The 16241-nt window shown below is 70.3% G+C and carries 8 protein-coding genes; all 8 read right to left on the bottom strand.

Features of this window, described 5'->3' with window-relative positions; genetic code table 11:
- Nucleotides 1–60: 60 nt before the first annotated feature.
- The 8 genes from ACIQVI_RS09130 to ACIQVI_RS09095 all read right to left on the bottom strand — a co-directional run bounded on the left by ACIQVI_RS09130 (nucleotide 61) and on the right by ACIQVI_RS09095 (nucleotide 16166).
- Nucleotides 61–1218 carry a glycosyltransferase gene (locus tag ACIQVI_RS09130; protein WP_403593086.1) on the bottom strand — a complete coding sequence of 386 codons (1158 nt, stop codon included), beginning with the start codon at nucleotides 1216–1218 and terminating at the stop codon, nucleotides 61–63.
- Nucleotides 1211–3994, bottom strand: coding sequence for a CDP-glycerol glycerophosphotransferase family protein (locus tag ACIQVI_RS09125; protein WP_351973833.1), 2784 nt, complete (start codon nucleotides 3992–3994; stop codon nucleotides 1211–1213). Before ACIQVI_RS09125 ends, ACIQVI_RS09130 begins: the two co-directional genes overlap by 8 nt.
- A 207-nt stretch (nucleotides 3995–4201) precedes the next feature.
- A complete protein-coding gene (locus ACIQVI_RS09120) occupies nucleotides 4202–5839 on the bottom strand; it encodes a glycosyltransferase (RefSeq protein WP_403593083.1) in 1638 nt (545 codons plus the stop codon).
- A 405-nt stretch (nucleotides 5840–6244) separates the two neighbouring features.
- The gene (obgE, locus tag ACIQVI_RS09115; RefSeq protein ID WP_403593079.1) at nucleotides 6245–7684 is read right to left on the bottom strand and encodes a GTPase ObgE; all 1440 of its coding nucleotides are present in this window, start codon (nucleotides 7682–7684) and stop codon (nucleotides 6245–6247) included.
- 115 nt (nucleotides 7685–7799) lie between these two features.
- Nucleotides 7800–8054 (bottom strand): 50S ribosomal protein L27, encoded by a 255-nt coding sequence (rpmA, locus tag ACIQVI_RS09110; protein ID WP_010041940.1) that lies wholly within the window; start codon nucleotides 8052–8054, stop codon nucleotides 7800–7802.
- Nucleotides 8055–8067: 13 nt separating this feature from the next.
- A complete protein-coding gene (gene rplU, locus ACIQVI_RS09105) occupies nucleotides 8068–8388 on the bottom strand; it encodes a 50S ribosomal protein L21 (RefSeq protein WP_015033583.1) in 321 nt (106 codons plus the stop codon).
- Between the two features lie 290 nt (nucleotides 8389–8678).
- Entirely contained in the window at nucleotides 8679–9176 is a 498-nt protein-coding gene (locus tag ACIQVI_RS09100) for a hypothetical protein (RefSeq protein WP_403593076.1), read from the bottom strand.
- A gap of 24 nt (nucleotides 9177–9200) precedes the next feature.
- Nucleotides 9201–16166 (bottom strand): RHS repeat-associated core domain-containing protein, encoded by a 6966-nt coding sequence (locus ACIQVI_RS09095; RefSeq protein ID WP_403593073.1) that lies wholly within the window; start codon nucleotides 16164–16166, stop codon nucleotides 9201–9203.
- Between the last annotated feature and the right edge of the window lie 75 nt (nucleotides 16167–16241).

Genomic DNA, 16241 nt, shown 5'->3' with positions numbered 1-16241 from the left:
CCCCCGGCAGGACGCGAGGTCCTGCCGGGGGCTTCCCCCATCGGCGCCGTTTCGGTGCGGCTAGCGCTCGATCTCCTCGAACGCCGACTCCCACCGGTCCAGGACGTGCGGCAGCGCCAGGTGCGCGACGTGCTCCCGTCCGGCCCTGCCGTACCGCTGCCGCAGCTCGGCGTCGTCCATGAGCTCGCCGAGCGCGACGGCGAGCCCCGGCACGTCGGCCGGCGGCACCAGGGTGCCGGTGACGCCGTCCGCGACGAGCTCCCGGACACCGCCGGACACGTCGAAGCTCACGCACGGCACGCCGCAGGCGGCGGCCTCGGCCAGCGCCATCGGGCGGCCCTCGCGCTCGCTGCTGAGCGCGACGACGGACAGCTCGCGGTAGGCGGAGGCCATGTCCTTGGCGGTGCCCCGGAAGACGACCTGCTCGGCGACGCCGAGGTCCTCGGCCTTCATCCGCAGCTCGGTCTCCAGCGGACCCTCGCCGAAGAGGTGCAGCTCCCAGCCGTCACGGCCCTTGTGGGCCTGCGCGAAGGCCTCGATCATCCGGTCGTACCGCTTGATCGGGTCGAGCCGGCCGACCGCGCCGATCCTGCGGGTGTCGAGCGGCGCGGGCTCGTCCGGGTAGAACGGCAGCGGGTTCGGCATGACCCGCACGTTCGGCACGCGCTGGTTCACGAACTCGACCGCGTCGCCCTCGGAGAGGACCAGGGTCTGCTCGAGCGCCGGGTAGTGACGCCGGATCAGCCCCAGGTTGGCGCTGCGCTTCGCCTGCGCGAAGGACTCGTGGTACTGCCCGATGCCCTTGAGGTGACGCCACTTCAGCGGCATCACCCAGTCCACCGCCCACGGCGAACCGAAGACGATGTAGCCGTCCTCGACCGCCTCCAGCTTCCGCTGCATCTCCGCCCGCGCGTTGTCGCGGTCGGACCGGGCCCGCCGGGCGTCGGCGCGCCGCGCCAGGCTCAGCCGGTCGCCGACCGTGCGGACGGGCGGCTTCGGCTCGGAGGGGGCCGGGTAGAGCGTCGAGTGCAGGTACGAGCGCGTGGCGTTGTACGGGAAGGGCTCGGGGCTGGGGCGGATGCCGATCAGCTCGACCCGGTGACCGCGCTCCCCCATCCCCTGGGCGAGGGTGTGCAGCACCCGCTGGGAACCGCCCATCGAGTCCACGTCGATGCCGACGAAGAACACGTTCTTGCGGGCAGGGGAGGCCTCAGTCATCGGTGCCGCCTTCGAAAAAAGCGTCGACCACCATCTTGCTGGCGTGGCCGGTCTCGTACGAGCAGAACATTTCCTGGAAGCGCGCGTACTGCTGCGCGTGCCGCTCCTGGACGCCCTCCAGGTCCCGCACGGCGGCGGCGAGGTCCTCGGTGGTCGTCAGCATCGGACCGGGCGCGATGTCCTCGAGGTCGTAGTACGTGCCGCGGTCGCCGCCCTTGTACGCCTCGTAGTCGTCCGTGTAGAGCAGGATCGGACGGCCGGTGTTGGCATAGTCGAACATCAGCGACGAGTAGTCCGTGAGGACCGCGTCCGAGGCCAGCATCACGTCGTTGATGTCGGCGTAGGCCGAGCCGTCCCGCAGGAAGTGCCCCAGCTCGGGAACGATCTTGAACCGGTCGTACGGGTGGGTGCGCACCACGACGACCCACTCGTCGGACAGCTGCGGGGCCAGCGCTTCGAGGTCGACCCGGACCGACTGGCCCGTGCGGCGGCCCGCGTCGCGGAAGGTCGGGGCGTAGAGCAGGACCTTCTTGTCGGCCGGGATGCGCAGGGCCTCCCGGACGGCGGCGGCCCGCGCCTGCTGCTCGGGCTCCGCCCAGCGCACGAGCACGTCGTTGCGCGGGTAGCCGGAGCGGATCAGGTCGGCCGAGACCTCGAAGGCCGGGACGAAGGTCCGCTCGAACTCGGCGCTCGGGCAGACGAGCGCGTCCCAGCGGCTCACGGCGGCGCGGAAGCGCCCCTTCTCGATCTCGGAGGCACCGCGCAGCGAGGGGACGTCGAAGCCCATCGCCTTGAAGGTCTGGCCGTGCCAGGTCTGCAGGTACCGGGTGCCCTTCGGCTTCGGGTACAGGTACGGCAGGTTGTGCGAGTCCACCCAGTAGGCGGCCCGGGCCAGCGCGCGGCCGTAGGCGAAGCTGCCGCGCCGGACGAGCTTGACGTCCTCGGGGAACGACGAACGATCGCCGGAGTACGCCCAGACCACGTCGATCGGGAGGTTGCGGCGCTTCAGCTCCTCGTAGATGTAGCGCGGGCTGTCCGCGTAGCCGCGGCCCTCCATCGCCTCGAAGACGGCGAGGCTGCGCTTGCGCGGCAGCTTGGAGACGGCGTCGTACGCGGTGGCCTTGCCCTCGTTGCCGACGAGGATCTTGCGGACCTTGCCCACCCGGCCCTTGGCCTTGCGGGCGTAGGGGCCGAGCGGCTCCAGGGACCGCAGGACGCCGGAGCGCCGCCAGACCACCTCGAGGCGTCCGGCGCCCTTCTGCTCCGCCTTGACGCTCAGGTGGTGGACGCCGAACTTGTGGTAGACGACGGTGGCCCGGAACTCGGGCTGGTCGTACTCGGCGAGCAGGATGTCCGTGCGGTGGGCGCCGTCCCGCTCCAGGGAGACCACCGGGTGGCGGCGGGTCGCCACGCCGACCTTGCCGACGGGCACCTTGTGGAGGTCCAGCTCGGCCGTGGAGACGTACTGGCCCCCGCCCTCCGGGCGGAGCACCAGCGGCACCGAGAGCGGCACCTTGTGCGCGGCCAGCTTGACCGAGGCCTTGGTGTCCTCGGTGATCAGGCCGGCGGGGTCGTACGTGCGGATCTCCAGGCGCAGGACCGAGCCGCGCAGCGACACCGAGGTGAGCTCGTGGCGGAGGCGGCCGGTGGCGAGCACCTGGTCGCGCATGTACCACTCGCTGATGTCCAGCTCGGAGCGGCTGGCGTCGTCGGCCGGGGCGACGGCGCCCCAGTAGGTGACGCCGTCCTGCTCGGTGGCGAAGCGGGGGGCGAGGACCGGGCGGCCCAGCTGGCGCGCGGCGACCCGGAGCTCCTCCAGGCGGCCGGTGCGCAGCAGGTGGATGCAGACGCGCTCCTCGCGGGAGAGGCGCGCGTAGGTCTCGTCGGCGATCTCGTCCAGGTAGGGGTTGACCACCTCCGCGAACTCGGCGATCCACTCCAGGTCGCGGAACGGCAGGTCGCCCAGGTACAGCCGGAAGTCGTGGCGGAGGAACTTGTAGTCCTTCTCCGCGCGCAGCTCCGCGCGGCCGTTCTCCTCGAACCAGGCGTCGATGAGCCGGGCCACGCCGATGCGGTCCGCGACGTTCTGGATCTTGTGGCGGCTGGAGGAGATGGAGACGCTCTCCGGGGCGAGGCGCCAGGTGTAGACCGACCACGGGACGACGGCGAAGGACTCCGCGAGCGTGAACGCCTGCGCGGAGAACAGCTGGTCCTCGTAGTGGATGCCCTCGGGGAAGGTGAGGGCGTTGTCCCGGATGAAGGAGGTCCGGTAGAGCTTGTTCGTCGACAGGTGGTCGAAGAAGTACTCGGGGCGCTCGGCGATGCCGTGGACGACCCGCTTCTCGGTGAAGAGGTGCGGGTACCAGAGGCCGGTGGTGTTCGACTCCTCGAAGAGGCGGGTGACCTCTCCGGTGACGAAGTCGACGCCGGTCTCCTCTGCGACGAGCAGCAGGCTCTTGCAGGCGTGCCGGGGCAGCTCGTCGTCACTGTCCAGGAACATGACGTACGGCGCGCGCGCGACCGCGATGCCGCGGTTGCGCGGGGCGCTGCAGCCGCCGCTGTTCTGTTCGAGGCGCACGTAGCGCACGCGCGGGTCGGATGCCTCCAGGGCGCGCGCGACCCCCTCGGTGCCATCGGTCGAACAGTCGTCGGCGATGATCACTTCGAGGTTGTTCAGGGTCTGGTCGAGCAGGGACCGGACCGCTCGCGGGAGCCGTTCCTCATCGTTGTAGACGATGACGACGACGCTCACATCAGGGACGTCGCTAGTCGGCATCCAAGTCCTCTCACAAGTGCGGGCGGCAACGGTTGGCACGCGTCTCGGCCGGGGCGTCGCCTGCCTGCGCCGCGGTCAACGGCGCGTTGCTGCCTTCAGGGGTGGAGGGTGTCGCCGCACACGTGCGAGGGCGTCACCCAGCGACCGGAAAGCCTACCCGGCAGGAGAAAGTGTTCCATACCCGATCTCCCGCCCCTCGGGTGATGTTCACCGCATCGCAAACACCCTCTTGAGCCGCCCGGAGACCACTCTACGGGCTCCCACCGAGCCGCCCGCGAACCGCAGGACGAGGCCCCGTCGCGCCGAGGCGACCACCTGGACGAGCAGCACCCGGCCCAGTCGGCCGAGGACCACGCCGCGCCGGCCCGCGAACCCCTCCGGGGCCCTGACCTCGGCGGTTCCCGTCGATCCGTCGGCGTAGCGCAGCTCGGCCAGGAGCGTCCAGGAGGCGAGCCGGCCCGCACGGAGCAGCTTCGCGGTCGGCACCCGTACGGTCGCGGTCCAGGAGCCGTCCCCCGGCAGCAGCGGCGCCTCGGCCGCCAGCTCGGCGTCCGAGTGCCGCTCGGTGAAGACGGCCCGGACGGCGACGGGGGCCAGCGCTCCGACACGCCCGTAGAGGTCGTGGACGGTCAGGGTCAGCCGGGTGGACGCGCCGACGGCCACGGAGCCGTCCACGGCGACGGGCAGCCCGTCGGGCGCCAGCTCCGCGAGACCGTCCAGGGGTACGTCGGCGGGCGCGGCGGCGAGGACGGGGGCGCCGTCCCCGGCGCGCGGGTACGGGGGGACGAGCCGGGGGCGGGGGGACGCCAGTTCGACGAACCGGTTCAGCTCCCGGCCCTCGGGCACGGCGGGGAGCGCCGCGAGCGCGGCGTGCAGCCAGCGGGACGGCGCCCGGGCGGCGTCGACCGCGGCGGCGTCGAAGCCGGCCAGGTGGGCGCGGGTCGCCGTCCACCAGCCGGCCCGGTAGGCGGCGCTGCGCTGCGGCAGCTCGCGCAGGTACATGGGGAGGTCGTAGTCGAGGAACTTGGTCTGCGCGGCAAGGACGAGCGCGGGCCGGCCGGCCGCGCGGAACACCTCGACGACGGCGGAGTGCGCGGCGACCCGGTGCTCCCAGTTCGCGAGCGAGGCGCGGCGCAGCGAGATCGACAGGGTGGCGGCCTGCCGCCGCACGTGCCAGACGTACACGGGGACGTCGGTGACGGCGAGCCGGGGTTCGGCGGCCTGGACGCGGGCGCTGAAGACGAAGTCCTCGTAGTGGAAGGCCCCGTCGGGGAAGCGGATCGCGTGCCGGTCGAGGAAGTCGCGCCGGTAGAGCTTGTTGACGGAGAGGGTGTCGAGGACGAACTCGGGGTGCTCCCCGATGCCGTCGAGGACGGTGCCGGGGAGGGTGGCGCCCCGGGAGACGTCGTACAGCGAGGGCGCCCAGACGGTCTCGCGGCCCTCGGGGACCTCGCGCCGGACGCAGACGCCGGCGACGACGTCCGCGCGGTGCCCGGTGGCGACGGCGAGCAGTCCGTCGACGGCGCCGGGCAGCAGCAGGTCGTCGCTGTCCAGGAAGAGGACGTACGGGTGGACGGCGGCGTCGATCCCGTCGTTGCGGGGGGTGCCGCAGCCGCCGCTGTTGTCCTTGCGGATCAGCGGCCGCACCCGCGGCTCGTCGGCGAACCCGGCGAGCACCCCGGGCGTGTCGTCCCCCGAGGCGTCGTCGACCACGACGACCTCACCGACCGCGTCGCCCTGCGCGAGGGCGGAACGGATCGCGTCGCCGACGTGGGCCGCGTCGTTGTAGGCGATGACGACGACACTGACACGGGCCCGGTCCTGCTGCCGGAGGGTCTCACTCACGCGTGAATCCTACGGGAGCGCTTTCCGCCACCCGGCGGACGCCCGGACGCCGCTCGGCGGACGCCCCGAGCCGGCCGGGAGGCACCTGGTGGACGTGCCGGGGACCGGCCGACGGACGCCCTGAGCTGCCCGGAGGCGCCTGGCGGTCGTACCGGGGACAGCCCGGAGGCGCTTTGGCGGTACGTGCCGGGGACCGCCCGGAGGCACGTGACGGTACGCCGCCGGGGACCGGCCCGGCAGGCACCCGGAACGGCCCGGCAGGTACCCGGAACGGCCCGGAGGCACTTGGCGGTACGCGACCGAACCCGCCCGGCAGGCGCCCGGAACCGCCCGCCCGGCGTTGCGGAAGCGGCCGGGCCGCCGCCACGGTTTCGCGTGGCGGCGGCCCGGTGTCGACCGCACCCGTCAGAACGGGTTGAACTCGTCGAACTCGCGCTGCGGGTCCGAGCGCTCGGCGTCGCGGTCGCGGCGGCGCTGGGCCGCGGGGCGCGGGGCCTCCAGGCGGTGGTCCTCGCCGCGGCGGCCGAGCATCTCGGCGCCGGCCATCATGCTGGGCTCCCAGTCGAAGACGACCGCGTTCTCCTCGGAGCCGATCGCGACGCCGTCGCCCGCGCGGGCGCCCGCCTTCATCAGGGCGTCCTCGACGCCGAGGCGGTTGAGGCGGTCGGCCAGGTAGCCCACGGCCTCGTCGTTGTTGAAGTCGGTCTGGCGGACCCAGCGCTCCGGCTTCTCGCCGCGCACCCGGTACACCTCCTCGGTCTCGTCGTACGTGACCGTGAAGCCGCTCTCGTCGACGGCCTTCGGGCGGATGACGATCCGGGTCGCCTCCTCCTTCGGCTTGGCCGCGCGCGCCTCGGCCACGATGCCGGCGAGGGCGAAGGAGAGCTCCTTCAGACCGGTGCGGGCCACGGCGGAGACCTCGAACACCTGGTAGCCGCGCTCCTCCAGGTCCGGGCGGATCATGTCCGCGAGGTCCTGGCCGTCCGGGATGTCGATCTTGTTGAGGACGACGATCCGGGGCCGGTCCTCCAGGCCGCCGTACTGCCTCAGCTCCTCCTCGATGATGTCGAGGTCGGAGACCGGGTCGCGGTCGGACTCCAGCGTCGCCGTGTCCAGGACGTGGACGAGGACCGAGCAGCGCTCCACGTGGCGGAGGAACTCCAGGCCCAGGCCGCGGCCCTGGCTGGCGCCCGGGATCAGACCCGGGACGTCGGCGATGGTGTAGACGGTCGAACCGGCGGTGACGACGCCCAGGTTCGGGACGAGCGTGGTGAAGGGGTAGTCCGCGATCTTCGGCTTGGCGGCCGACAGGACCGAGATCAGCGAGGACTTGCCGGCGCTCGGGTAGCCGACGAGGGCCACGTCGGCGACGGTCTTGAGCTCCAGGACGACGTCCCGGGCCTCGCCGGGCTCGCCGAGGAGCGCGAAGCCGGGGGCCTTGCGGCGCGCGGAGGACAGCGCCGCGTTGCCGAGGCCGCCGCGGCCGCCCTGGCCCGCGACGAAGGTGGTGCCCTGGCCGACCAGGTCCGCGAGGACGTTGCCCTGCTTGTCGAGGACGACGGTGCCGTCGGGCACGGTCAGGACCAGGTCCTGGCCGTCCTTGCCGGAGCGGTTGTCACCGGCGCCGGGCTGGCCGTTGGTGGCCTTGCGGTGCGGGGAGTGGTGGTAGTCGAGGAGCGTGGTGACCGCCTGGTCGACGACCAGGATCACGTCGCCGCCGCGACCGCCGTTGCCGCCGTCGGGTCCGCCGAGCGGCTTGAACTTCTCCCGGTGAACGGAGGCGCAGCCGTGGCCTCCGTTACCCGCGGCGACGTGCAGCTCGACGCGGTCCACGAAGGTGGTCATGGGGGTGCCTCCATTGATGACGTTTATTACGTACGGAATGTCTATCTAGTAACACGCGAAAGGCGGACCCGCTTCCCTTGCCGGGAAGTGAGGTCCGCCTCCGCGAAAGATCCGATCAGGCGACCGGAACGATGTTCACGACCTTGCGGCCACGGTGGGTGCCGAACTGCACCGAACCGGCCTGCAGGGCGAACAGCGTGTCGTCGCCGCCACGGCCGACGCCCGCGCCGGGGTGGAAGTGGGTGCCGCGCTGGCGGACCAGGATCTCACCCGCGTTGACGACCTGACCGCCGAAGCGCTTCACGCCGAGCCGCTGGGCATTGGAGTCGCGCCCGTTCCGGGTGGACGATGCGCCCTTCTTGTGTGCCATGTCTCAGTCCCTCTTACTTCGCAGCCGCGGGGATACCGGTGACCTTGATCGCCGTGTACTGCTGACGGTGACCCTGGCGACGGCGGTAGCCGGTCTTGTTCTTGTAGCGCAGGATGTCGATCTTGGCGCCCTTGTGGTGGTCCACGACCTCGGCCGTGACCTTGATGCCGGCCAGGACCCACGGGTCGCTGGTCACGGCGTCGCCGTCGACAACGAGCAGGGTCGAGAGCTCGACCGTGTCGCCAACCTTGGCAGTGGAAATCTTGTCAACCTCAACGATGTCGCCGACAGCAACCTTGTGCTGGCGACCACCGCTGCGCACGATGGCGTACACGCGGATCTCTCTCTCACTCGGGAACGAACCCCTGACGCCAGCCGCTCGACGGGCCGGGGCCCGTGCCGATCCGGAAGTGGACGAGCGGCCTCTCCCGGCGGACCGGGAGGGGGGTGCTCAGGGGTGCGACGGGTCGTAGGACACGTCGAGGGTCAAGGGTACGGGTCCCGGCTCGACACGGTCAAACCGGGACCCGTACAGCGAAGGTGCGCACGACCAAGCCGTCCGCACGGAGCTCCGGACGCTTCGCGCCTGCGGTCGAGGTGGAGACGCGGGGGGCACGGGTTCGATCACCGGATACGCGCGCATTCCTCACTCAGGCGTACCGCAGTATTGAAATCCCGCCTGTAACTCCACTCCTCCTTGGGGAAGGTTTCCAGCACCGAACCGAAGAAATCGACCGCCCCCGACAGCAGGCCTTCCAGGACATCCTTCTCCCGCCCCAGGGCGGTACGCCTCTCCTCCTGGTCCTCGAATTTCACCACGACATTTCCGCCGGGAATTCGCTTCAGGCCGAGTACATATCTACGCTCAGGGAACCTGAGGGCCCCCTCCCCGCCTTCCAGGAAATCTTCCAGGAAGGCGAGGAGCAGGGACCAGAGCGCGTCAATCGTGTCAGAATTCTCGCGCCCAAGGATCAGGACCCCGCCGACACGGATCTCGACGAACCCCTGAACGCGGCGATCTCTAGCGAAATCGAGGTGACACTCTCCAACCTCTACGGGTTCTTCTGATTCAGAGATGACAAAAGTCTTCACTTCCGTCCCCGCCGGGCTTCTGAATGTCATGCCACTCCTCCGGTCCGATCGCCCCTATGGAACCGGATAGAACTGACCGATCACGCCTTCCCCGAATCCGAGAACGTAGGAGCGCCCTTGATACTCTCCGTACACCTTATCCCACTTTCCTTGAGAGTACTCCGCGCCACCTAGCTTGCCCTGATTCTGCCTCATGACGGCAGATATCGCGTTCTGCACGTCTTCTATGCTCATGCGCTTGTCGAACAAGGTGTTCTTTCCCGTGTTCCCGCGAAGGTAGGAAGGATGGTGACCTTCGAGGATATGAGTGAAATCACTCTTCCTCAACAGGAATGAATTACCTCCGAAATCGAAGCTTTGACTTTGCCATTTCTTGAGGGCGCTGCCGACTCCGCAGTTCGCGTTGTGGACGAGCAGGGGAACCGTGTCCGCCAGCACGTAGTACGCGTGGACGCCCTCGATCGTGAGGTCGTGCGTTCGCTGGCGTTCCGTGAAGGAGCGGACGGACGTCACCGGCAGGGTGTCGCCCTCCGGCGTGCGCAGGTGCATACCGGGCTTCAGGTCGCCGGCCTCGACGAAGCGCTTCTCGTCCTCGACCCAGAAGGGGTGGGTGACGGTCGAGACCAGGGAGGAGTCGGTGCCGTCCTCCGTGGTCACGGTGAGATCGACGAAGTCCTTGTCGTCCTCGGTGACGATGGTGCCGACCACCGTCCGCGTGACCTTCTCACCCGTCGACGGATCCGTCGTGGTGATCTCGTCGCCGACCCGGACGTCCTCGATCTTCTTCGTACGTCCGTCGGCGAGGAGTACCTCGGTGCCCGGCAGGAAGCTGTGCGGCGACGGGCACGTGCCCTTCAGTTTCTTCTTCGCCGCTTCCAGCGCGCCCTTGGCCTTCTTGACCTTGTCCGAGGCGTCCCACCAGGCCTTGGCGCCGTCGACCAGGTCCTTCCCGAGGCCGACCAGGCGCTTGATCAGCGCGCCCGCCTTCATCCAGTTCCACGGCCCGCCGTACTTGACGATCACCTTGCCCGCCAGGCCGCCGACAAAGCTGCCCGCGATGTTGAGCACGGTCTCGCCGCACGCCCCCAGATCACCGCTGGAGAAACAGTCGAGCGCGGCGTCGACGCCGAGCTCCTGCAGCATGATCTTGGTGAGCTCCTTGGCCGCGGTCTTGACCTTCTCCTTGGCTCCGGAGACTTCGCCCTCGGCCTGGGCGACGTCGTTCTGGGCCTTGTTGACGTCGCTCTGGCCGCCGTCGTCCGGCGTCGGCGCGGGCTTCGGCTTGCTGGAGTTGACCCTTCCGCCGGTGCACTTGGACGGGTTCTTCTGGCACCAAGCCCGCTCGTCCGGGTCGTACAGACCCGTCGGGTCGCTCGCCGAGACCGGGCGGTTGTGCGCGTACGCGTACGCGTTGAGCTGCTGGGCGTCGTTGACGTCGACGACCGGGTCCGGGGTGATGAACTTGCCCAGGAACGAGTCGTACTCGCGGGCGCCGATCGTCGTCAGGCCGGTCGACGCGTCGATCGTGCCGCCGACGAAGCCCTTCTCCCCCGGCCAGGTGCCCTGCGGGGTGCCGCGGTCGTTGCCGTACGGGTCCATGCGGCGCTGCGTGATCGCGCCGGTCACCGCGTCGATCGCCAGTTCGCCCGTACCGTGGTGGTCCGAGGCGAGGAAGGACAGCTTGTCCGCGGTGCGGATCGCGATGCCCTGGCCGGCGAACGCGTAGTACCGGGTGGCCTTCGCCTCCGTCGCCCCGGCGTCCAGCCGCAGTTCCATACCCGGCAGGTAGACCGTGGTGCCGGTCGCGTCCTTGCGCTGGACGCGGCTGCCGTCGGGCCCGTAGAGGAAGGTCGTCTCCGACGCCTCGTTCTTGTCGGGGGTGGTGACGTCGTCCGGAAGGCTGTTCCTGACCACCTTGCCGAAGGCGTCGTACTCCAGGGTCTGGGTGTCGCCTCCGATGGTGCGGGTGGTGGTGTTGCCCGTGGCGTCGTAGCCGTAGCCGTACTGCCGGTCGCCGGTCGGGGTCTTCTCCAGGACGCTCAGGACCCGGTGCGTCCCCGCCTTGTAGGTGAGGGTGCGCTTGACGTCCTTCGCCGCGTCCAGACCGGTGTGGTGCGCGGTCTCGGACATGCGGTTGCCGACCGCGTCGAAGGTGTACGAGTTCCAGTACGGCGCCGGGCCGCCGAGGGCGGTGGTGCCGGGAGCCTGCGCGCACGCGGCGGGGCCGGAGCCCGAGACAGGGACCTGGCTGCCGACCGTGCCGGCCGCGCCGGCCGCCGCCTTGGTGGTCGCCGGGGTCCAGGACTCCGTCATCCGGCTCTGGTAGTCGTACGCGAAGCACTGCAGGTCGGGCGCGCCCGATCCGGCCGTGTCGGCGATGGAGCGGACGTTGCCGATCTGGTCGTACGAGTAGTTCGAGGCCTTGGCCGGGCCCGTGGTGGAGCCGTAGACGTCCACCGTCGACCGCATGAGGCGGTCCGTGCCCGTCTCGTACTGGAACGTCTGCCAGGTCTGCTTGCCGCCGCTGTTCAGTTCGAGCTGCTGGAGCAGGGTGCGTCCGGACCAGATGGCGTTAGTGACGTACGGCGTCGTGCCCGTCATGCTCGTGGGGCGCTGGATGTCGTCGTACCCGTAGGCCAGCGTCTCGGCGGTGAGCCCGCCGGCCGCCGGGAACGAGTCGCTCTGCTTGGTGCCGTCCCGGTTGTAGGCGCTGCCGTAGACGTAGGTGCCGGCCAGGCCCGCGCCCGAGGAGGCGGGGACCGAGTAGGCCGTCTTCATCGGCTGGTAGAAGTCGTCCATCGCCTGGACGACCGTGGCGAAGTACTCCGTCGCGTTGACGTAGCGGAGCGAGGCCCATCCCTTGCCGAGCCAGCCCGCCTTGTCGTACATCTGCTCGGTGAGCTTGGTACCGGTGCCGACCGCGCCGTCCCACGTCGTCAGGACCCGGCCGAGCTTGTCGTAGGCCGTCGAGACGGTCTCGGTCAGGGCGTTCGTGACGGAGGTCGGCCGGTCGACCGCGTCGTACGTCATCGTCCGCTTGCCGGAGTCCGGGTCGACGGCCTCCTTCAGGCGTCCGAGCTGGTCGTAGGTGTAGGTCCACTCATTGCCGGCGGCGTCGGTCAGCCGGCTCAGGTCGCCCGCCGGGGTGTAGATGTACTTCGTGGCGTCGTAGCCCGACGCCGGTCCCGTCGGGGCCGGGGAGGCGCCCTTGTAGTGGCGTACCTCCGTGGTCCGGTCCTGCGCGTCCGTCAGCGTCGTGGTCGGCGTGCCGCCGACCGGCGGGTCGATGTGGACGCGGTCGCCGCCGTGGACGTACGTCGTGCGCCACTGCTCGCCGCCGGACACCGCGAAGATCTCGGCGGTGGTCCGGCCCAGGCCGTCGTACTCGTACAGGGTCTGCGCGCCGACGTCGCCGTTGCGGACGACCAGCAGGTCCCGCGAGGGGGCTCCGGCCGCGTTGTACGTGGTGTTGACCTTCTCGATCTTGCTCGACGGCGTGTAGAAGGTGTCGGCCACCATACGGGTGCCGGCGGGACCCTCCGTCTGCAGCTGCCGGGGGCGCATCAGACTGTCGTACAGCTGGTACTCGGTGCCGTACGAGCCGTCGATCTCGATCTTCTCGGTCTTGACGGCGGTCGGCTTGTCGAGGCTGAGGTCGTAGCTGTACTTGATGCTCGGCGTCTGGCCGGCGGCCTTGGAACGGTCGGGCATCCACACCGAGACGAGCCGCCCGAGCGGGTCCAGTTCGAGGTCGCTGCGCTTGCCGTTCGGATCGGTCTGGCCCCTCGACTGGCCCCAGGCGGGGGCGTAGTCGGTGGTGGTGACGTGACCGAGGGCGTTGGTGACCTTGGTCTGCGAGATCAGGCCGTTGACGTCGGTGTACGCCATCTTGGTCTCGGCGTCCGACGCGTCCTTCTGGGAGGTCGGCCGGCCGAAGCCGTCGTACGCGGTCGTGCCGGTGACCTGGTAGGTGGCGGTGGTCCCATTGTGGGAGGTCATCCGCTCGGTCTTGGTGGCGTTGCCCACGGTGGGCGCGGCGCCGAAGGCGAGGCCGTCGTAGGAGGTGCGCTCGTCGGAGATCACCTGGGTCTTGCGGTCGGGCACGACTCCGCACCTGACGGAGACCGTCTCGATCCGGGAGGCCAGGCCGAGGATGTTGGCCGTCGTGTTGTCCGCGTACGTCGTACGGGTGCAGGAGTCGTCGGTGGCGGTGGACAGGTCGCCGAGGTCCTCGGAGGTGAGGACCCGCCCGGTGCCGTTGGCCAGGTCGTACGTGGTGTTCGTCTCGGTCTCGCGGCGCCCGTCGCCGCCCTCGATCGCCGTGTAGCCGAGGGACTTGGAAGTCTTGACGATCGTGGCGTGGCTGGTGCCCCAGGTGTTGGTGTCCGTGGCGGTGTGGTGCCGCATGGGAACCTTGATGGCCTTGGAGACGAGCTTGTCGCCGTCGTAGGTCGCGACCTCCAGCTCGTGCCCGGTGAACTCCTTGTGGTCGGTGTACTTGCCGCCCTCGGAGTCGGTGACCTCGACCGAACGGGCCGTACCGTCCGGCTTCTTGTCGCCGTTCATGCCCTGGAGGTAGGTGTAGTCGATCCGCGTCCGCCGGTCGTTCGCGGCGCCGCTGGTCACCTTGACCTTGCCGTAGCCCTGCCAGCCGCCCCAGGTGAGGTACTTGGCCTCGGTGATGCCGTCGGGCTCGGCCTTACGCCAGGCCGCGGGGCCCTGGTAGTCGTACTGGGTGACCTGTTCGGGGCTGTCGCCGGTCCGGTCGGTCTCGACGACCTGGAAGACGACGTACTTGTGGAACCAGTCGGTGATGGGGTCGAGGTACCCGGGCGGGGACCAGACGACCGGGTAGCAGCGCGAGGTGGACTCGCCCGGCTTGGGCAGGGTCGCCTTGGTGCACTGGGCCGGGGCGTAGAGGACGTCCAGCTGGGCGCCGGTCTCGCTCAGGACGGTGGAGAGGCGGAAGCGGTGGAAGGGGGCGATGCTCTCGCCGACGGCGTCCACCCGGTTGGCCAGCTGGGTGCCGAGGAGTTCGACCGAGGGGACCTTGGCGACGCCGCCCTTGCGGCCCTCGTGGTCGATCTTGGACAGCCAGAGGGTCTTCGACTGGTCGCCGTTGTCGGTGAACGTGTGGGTGAAGGACCAGGCCTCCACGTCCTCGTAGTTCGTGGCGTCCTTGCGGATCTGAGTGGTGACGGCGGTCAGCCGCTGCCGGGTCCAGAAGGTCGCGGCGACCTGCGTGGCGTTGCACTTGGTGCCCGCGGCGCAGTACCGGTCCATCGGCACGTCGGGCCAGCGGGCGGCGTTCGCCGTCTTGAAGTCGGCCGGGAGGCACTTGAAGGTGCTGTCCGGCAGGCAGCGCTCCTGCGTGGTGAACACGACCCGGGCCGGGGCCTTCGCCGTGTAGACGTTCGCCTCGCGCTGGCCGTAGTCGACGCGCTTGACCCAGCCGCCGGCGGTGTACGGGGTGCCGTTGACGTCGGTCTTGCCGTTCAGGGCGTAGTGGTTCGTCTCCTTGCCGTAGAAGTACGACATGACGTTGCCCTGGCGGTCCTTGACGTAGTCGAGGTTCCAGCGCCAGGCCTGCTGGCACCACGCGTTCGCGAACGTCGCGTTGTAGCAGGGCTCGCCCGTGTTGTTGCCGAAGACCGGGACGGTCCAGACGGAGGAGGTCTCCTCCTTGCCCGCCGCCCAGCCCGGGAGCTGGTGCTTGCCGAAGTAGTACTCGGTGCCGTCGGTGGTGGTGATCCGCCAGTACTCGCCGTCGTTGTCCCCGTTGGGGGCGCCGGTGAGCCGGTCGACCTTGGAGCCGTCGTCGGACGCGAACCGCCACTTGCCGTCGGTGTCGTCCTTGATCAGCTCGGTGGACATGCCGTTGAGCATCACGGTGGCGTTCTCGAAGGCCCAGCACTGTTCGGCGGAGGTCTTCTGGCCGTCCTGCGCACAGGGCTTGTAGCGGCGCTCGATGTAGCCGGCCTCGTACGAGAAGCCCTCGCCGATCCAGGAGCCCTGGTTGTTGGTGTCGGAGGTCCGTCCGTCCGCGGTCTGCGAGGAGTAGCCGAGGCCGACCGTCGGAACCAGACCGCCGGGGGTCGGCGGGGTGCGCAGGGGGTACGACCAGGAGAAGTCGCCCGAGGAGGCGGACACGTTCCACTTGGCCGAGGGGGCGAGCGGGGTCGCCGCGTAGGTGCCCTGGGCGGAGGAGGTGCCGGACGCGAGGGCGACCATCGCGCCGCTCGTGGCCGCGCCGGCCGCAGCCGCGGACGCGCCCTGCGGGCGCGCCGGGACGGTGAGGTCTGCAGAGACCGTCCTGCTGCGCGCGTCGTTGACCGTCTTCAGCGGCTTGGGCAGCTCGGGACAGGCGGCTGTACCGGGTGCGGCGACCGCCGCGCAGGCCGGGAGCTGGACGAGGGCCAGGCGGGAGCCGTAGCTGCCGCCGAAGCCCTCGGCGAAGGCGGAGTAGTCGACGTTCAGCCGGACCTGGCCGCCGCCGGTGGCGAGGTCGGCCCGCTGGACGCGCAGCAGCGCGCCGGCGCCGAGCTCGGTGGCCCGCTGACGGGGCATGACGTCGACCCGGACCTTGGCGGGCCGTTCGACCCGGGCGGCCGCGGCCGAACGGGCGGAGGAAGAGGAGGCCGCGGCCGTGCGGGGCGCGGCCTCCTTCGGGGCGGTGACGCTGACGGGCAGGCCGCCCACCTTCACCCGGGCCGGGGTGGTCCCGGTGGCCGGGACGGCCAGTTCGGCGCTGCCGCCGCCGGGCCACAGGGGCGTGTCGAGCTTCTTGACGGCGGCCTTGGCCGTCGCGTTCACCGGGCGCTTCTTGGCCTTGGCGACGGTTCCCTCGACAGGGTCGCCGAAGTCCTGGACGCCCGGTCGCTGGGTGGTTCCGGCAGGGGCCTCGGGCAGGGCCTGTGCCTGGACGGTCGAAGCGGAAAGGGTCAGGACCAGTCCGAAGACGATCGAGCCCAGGGTCCGTTGGGGTATGCGCCGATGGAGCAATCGGCCGCGTAGAGACATCGGTAGGACTCCGCAGAAAGAGGTGGAAAGGGAAGGAGCCGTGGGGCAGGTGCGTCCGCCCGCGCGGAGCGGACG

The organism is Streptomyces sp. NPDC098101 (genome assembly GCF_044760185.1).
In the GTDB taxonomy this organism is placed as follows: domain Bacteria; phylum Actinomycetota; class Actinomycetes; order Streptomycetales; family Streptomycetaceae; genus Streptomyces.
This window is presented reverse-complemented; position numbering and strand designations above follow the sequence as displayed.